Below are 4,714 nucleotides of genomic sequence, written 5' to 3'. Positions count from 1 at the left end.
CCGCAATCCCAAAACTTATCCTACTGGATCTACTTTGGAAATATTTTTCTTGTTGTGGAAAAGACCGCGTTTCGTTATTTCATCCATTGGCCTGAAACTTTCCGTAATTATGGCTTCTGCTATGCGCAAAGCGTCAGGATTATTTCTGGAAATCTTCACACAAGGCTTGAGGAAAATAAATTCTCCATCCTCCGCTTCAAGTATCCTCAGGTACTCTGTAATGACCTTATTGCCACATTCGAGACACTCCTCCTCTACATAAGCCACAACAACCTTATTAATACATCCGCTTAATGCGCTCATCTTTCCCCTCATACATTAATGGATTAAACTAAAGCTTTCACCAAACAACAGTGAGACACAATTTTTTCTTCTAGAAAAGCGGTTTACAACCCTAAGGCCTTCTTCCCGCACGCGGCGTCGCTCGTTCAGGCTTTCGCCCATTGACGAATATTCTCGACTGCAGCCTCCCGTAGGAGTTTGGGCAGTGTCTCAGTCCCAATGTTGGGGGCCGTGCTCTCACACCCCCTACCCGTCATAGCCTTGGTAGTCTATTACACTACCAACAAGCTGATAGGATACAGGCCACTCCTTAAGCGATAAATCTTTACTCCGTAGAGCACATCGTGTATTATTCCGGATTTCTCCGGATTATTCACGACTTTCGGGCACGTTCCTATGCATTACTAACCCGTTTGCCATGGTCGCACCTCGCTATGCTCGGCGCTTAAAATCAAAAGTCAAAAATTAAAAATCAAAATCAATGTGTTCGCTTCGCTCACAGACTTTATAATTTTCATATAAATAATCCGTCTTGCTCGCAAGACACCAAAATTTTGCATTTTGCACTTTGATTTTTGAATTAAGGGAGTGCCGAACGCAGTGAGGCACGACCATCAGACTTGCATGCCTTATCCACGCCGCCAGCGTTCATCCTGAGCCAGGATCAAACTCTCAATAAATGTCAAAATTTTTCATAGAAAAATTTTGCCACATTTATTAGAGTCCGCTTTTGGCGGACAAAAATCCACCTTAAGCAGTTGCTCTAATAAAATATTTGAAGAAAATAAATTCTTCGTTTGAATATCGCGTAAAATTCCTTGCGGAACCACGCGACGTATTACTTGCTTTCGCAAATAACACGGACTCTAATACTCCGACTCAACGTCGGAGTGGACTAATCGCAGAAAACTGCGATTCGTCTAAATCTCCGATTTAGCCACGAATCGCAAGTCCCGTCGAATGACGGGATCCCGATCGAACTAAAATAAGATTTAGACAATTGCTGTATTATATTCAATTTTCAAACTGCTATCCGATACAATCCTTATGTCATTCCGGACCTGATCCGGAATCTAGAAAATCACCTGCCGGCAGACAGGGATTCTGAAACAAGTTCAGAATGACATTCGCTGAAATTTTATTCTAAATCCAACGAACAAAAAACACATCCTTATGTGCATATTTTATTACACGCAAGGATGTATTTTCTTTCACCCGAATTTTAAATTGCTTGTTGGTTAGCTGGTTGTGGCTTTGAGGTTACATATTATTTTCAGTGAACGTTTCAATTGTACCAAACTGCCCAATGTTGTCAAGAGACCAATTAAAGGTAAAACTAAAGGCCTTAAATATTTAAGGCCTTTAAAAAAATGCTTTAGATCCGCCGACATTTATTCTCCCTCCATGCTTCTTTAAGAAACCTGATAAAAAACCATATAAGGAGCAATACGTACAAAATAAATGCCGAAAGGATAATGCCTCCTATGACAAGCTCGAAAGATGCGGCTTTTCCCCAAGGAATGACAAGGGCAGAGAGAATAATCGCAATGGCGAGTAATACGGCCGCTCGCTTTGCGGTAATTCCCCAATTCTTAAATCTTCTTCTAATTCTTTTGAAGTTCACTTATCTCCTCCTTCCTTTCTGATTATTGGCAAGCTACTTCTCTAAATTAACATGTTAGAAATGTTATACTTTCTTCTTTATTACATCTGCCGCCACCGGCATATATTTTTTCAACACCTCCGGAACTTTCACGCTCCCGTCGGCCTGCTGGAAATTTTCCAGAATGGCGATGAAAATCCGGGGGCTGGCCAAGGCGGTATTGTTCAGCATATAAGCATACCTTTTATTGCCTTCTTTGTCAACATACTTCACTTTCAAGCGCCGGGCTTGCCAGTCCAGGAAATTACTGGCCGAACCACCTTCGCCATAGGCATTCCGGCTGGGTATCCAGACCTCCAGGTCAAACATTTTATACTTTCCCGCTCCCATCTCCCCGGTGCACACCTGCACCTGGCGGTACGGCAATCCCAACTCTTCATACATTTCGCGGGAAATAGAAATCATCTCCTGCTGAACCTTTTCCGATTGGGCAATATCAGCCGGGCATAAAACCACCTGCTCTACTTTCATAAATTCATGCACCCGGTAAATTCCCTTAGTGTCTTTTCCGTAACTTCCTATTTCGCTTCGGTAACACTGGCTGAAGCCGCAAATCTTCAAGGGCAGATTTTTTTCTTCCAGTATGTCGCCAGCGTAATATGCCAAAAGTGACGGTTCAGCGGTTCCGACTAAAAATTTTTTATCTTTTGAGGCCTCTCCGGTTGCTTCTTTGTCCGATGTAGCTACTTGATAAATTTCATCAGTGTTCAGATCATATTCTTTCCCTTTGAAATAACCGCTCCCGAAAAGGGCGAATTCTTTCACCAGCGTCGGCGGAATCACGGGCGCGTAGCCCTTTTCAATCATTTTGCCAAGGGCATACATCATCAGCCCCATCACAAGAGTTACTCCTTCGTTTTTCACGTAATACCCGCGATATCCTGCGACTTTTACTCCTCTTTCCAGATCCAAAATGTCCAGTTCTTTTCCCAGCTGAATGTGATCTTTGGCGGCAAAACCAAATTTGGGAATCTCCCCCCAGCGGGATATTTCCGCGTTATCCTTTTCGCTTTTTCCAACCGGAGTATCAGGAGAAGGGATAGTCGGAACTTTCACCATTAAGAGATCAAACATTCTTTTTATCGTTTCGTACTGCGGCTCGTCTTTTGCTAATTTATCCTTAATCTCTTTTCCCTTTTCAATTACTTCCTTTCTTTCTTCTTCGCTTTTGGCCTCCTTCACCAGCTCATTAATGTCATTTTTCAGCGAATTCAGCTCCTCCACTTTCCCAAGAAGTTCTCTTCTTTTATCGTCCATTTTTAAAAGTTCATCCACATCTAAATCAATGCCTTTATTACTAATGGCCTTTTTCAGTTCCTCCTTGTGATCGCGGATGAATTTGATGTCTAGCATAATTATATTTAAGCATTAAGTTGGGGAAAAATCAATTACCAACAAAAAGCCGCGGACTTTGCCACGGCTGCTTAAAAGTTATTACTATTTAGTATTTTTTCCGCTACTTTTAATATTTTTTTTCCCCGGCCATTGGAGCAAATTTTAAGTTCCTCACAAACCTCATTAAAAACTTCATTTTTTCCCCTTCCATCTTTCATTCTCTCCATAGTCCTTTTAGCAATGTAATATGCTGGAAGAAAAATAAATTCCGGATCAAACTCCTCAATTAAAGAACATAAATTTCTATATAACACGTCAGTATTACCATTTCTCCTCATTTTTTACCTCCTTGTTAAGCAAAATAGAAAATTACTGGCTGAATTTAAACGAATCTAAAATTTCCCGAAATGAGTATTCAGCATCGGAAAAGGTCTTGGGGTTATAGGCGAAGCGGAAAAGATAAGTGCTTTCCTTGTGAATTAGATGAACATCCAGAAATTGGCTGTCGGGAGAGCCGGATTCTTTAAAAACATGGTAGGCGCCTCTTTCCCCACCAACTGTTACATCTTTCTTGCCAAGGAGAAACGCCCCGTGTCCGCCGTCTCCTGATATCGCTGATAAATCTTCACTCTGAGTAATGCGGACCGTTAGTTGCGCTCCTTCATCATAATTAATAAAAGTTTTATTTCCGCCGTTTGATTTACTTTCATTGCTGGCGAAATAAGAACTTTGCGCCACCAAATATGAAACTTGGGTGCCCTTAGCTCCCTCATTAGAGACAACATTCCAGCTTTCCGGAATTTCCAGTGTATACAAATTGGACTTATCAGCCACCCCTTTCGTGTTTTCAGCCAGCTCCATCGCTCTTTTATTTTTCACTTCTTGCTTCTTTTGAACCTCGCTGATCTGACTTTTAATTCCGCTTAAATAAGATAGGGGGTTCTGTTTTTCTTCTCTAGCTTCGCCGTCAGGCAGGCGTGGCGCAGCATATTTCTTCCACACGTAAAACCCGCTCCAGACCAAAAAAATAACCGTGATGAAAAGCAGAAAAAGGGAAACATAGCCGACGTTTATTTTTGGTTTCATATTTCTTTATTAATCCATTTTTTATCAATGGATTTTTCCAGATCAATATCCAGTAAGCTTGCTAACATAATAGCTACTCCGACAACATCGGCAATTTCTTTGGCCACTTTATTCTTTGCATCCTCTTCTGAAACAAATTTATCCGGACGGGATTTTTTCGCGTAAGTTAAATAAGCTTCTGACAGCTCCCCGACTTCTTCAAATAATTTAATCAGAGCGGCAGTTTCATCAAAATTAACCTTATATTTTTCCTGATATTTTTTGGCGTTATTGATAACACCTTTTTGAATTTCCTGAAAGTCCATATTTATAAAAGCGTCAAATCCGGATTAAATTCAACTTGTATGC

General features: G+C 41.1%; 5 protein-coding genes and 1 other annotated feature. All 5 genes read right to left on the bottom strand.

All coding sequences use genetic code 11. The annotated features are described in order from the left end of the window. Window positions 1-15: 15 nt before the first annotated feature. Entirely contained in the window at window positions 16-315 is a 300-nt protein-coding gene (locus NT136_04310; protein ID MCX6766153.1) for a hypothetical protein, read from the bottom strand. Window positions 316-323: 8 nt separating this feature from the next. After that, window positions 324-954, bottom strand: a sequence feature (16S ribosomal RNA rRNA prediction is too short). Between the two features lie 1,015 nt (window positions 955-1,969). Next, window positions 1,970-3,298 carry a serine--tRNA ligase gene (serS, locus tag NT136_04305; protein ID MCX6766152.1) on the bottom strand — a complete coding sequence of 443 codons (1,329 nt, stop codon included), beginning with the start codon at window positions 3,296-3,298 and terminating at the stop codon, window positions 1,970-1,972. Window positions 3,299-3,369: 71 nt separating this feature from the next. Further along, a complete protein-coding gene (locus NT136_04300) occupies window positions 3,370-3,618 on the bottom strand; it encodes a hypothetical protein (protein MCX6766151.1) in 249 nt (82 codons plus the stop codon). A gap of 31 nt (window positions 3,619-3,649) precedes the next feature. Then, window positions 3,650-4,366, bottom strand: coding sequence for a hypothetical protein (locus NT136_04295; GenBank protein MCX6766150.1), 717 nt, complete (start codon window positions 4,364-4,366; stop codon window positions 3,650-3,652). Beyond that, window positions 4,363-4,671: a hypothetical protein gene (locus NT136_04290; protein ID MCX6766149.1), complete on the bottom strand. Its 309-nt coding sequence runs from the start codon at window positions 4,669-4,671 to the stop codon at window positions 4,363-4,365. The genes NT136_04295 and NT136_04290 overlap by 4 nt, the downstream gene beginning before the upstream one ends. Between the last annotated feature and the right edge of the window lie 43 nt (window positions 4,672-4,714).

The sequence above is a fragment of the Candidatus Moraniibacteriota bacterium genome (genome assembly GCA_026396275.1).
Classification (GTDB): domain Bacteria; phylum Patescibacteriota; class Minisyncoccia; order Moranbacterales; family JAPLXC01; genus JAPLXC01.
This window is presented reverse-complemented; position numbering and strand designations above follow the sequence as displayed.

Bases quoted from the DNA above. Each gene is read 5' to 3' on its own strand.
- NT136_04310 (MCX6766153.1), bottom strand. From the start codon at position 315: ATGAGGGGAAAGATGAGCGCATTAAGCGGATGTATTAATAAGGTTGTT.
- serS (MCX6766152.1), bottom strand. From the start codon at position 3,298: ATGCTAGACATCAAATTCATCCGCGATCACAAGGAGGAACTGAAAAAG.
- NT136_04300 (MCX6766151.1), bottom strand. From the start codon at position 3,618: ATGAGGAGAAATGGTAATACTGACGTGTTATATAGAAATTTATGTTCT.
- NT136_04295 (MCX6766150.1), bottom strand. From the start codon at position 4,366: ATGAAACCAAAAATAAACGTCGGCTATGTTTCCCTTTTTCTGCTTTTC.
- NT136_04290 (MCX6766149.1), bottom strand. From the start codon at position 4,671: ATGGACTTTCAGGAAATTCAAAAAGGTGTTATCAATAACGCCAAAAAA.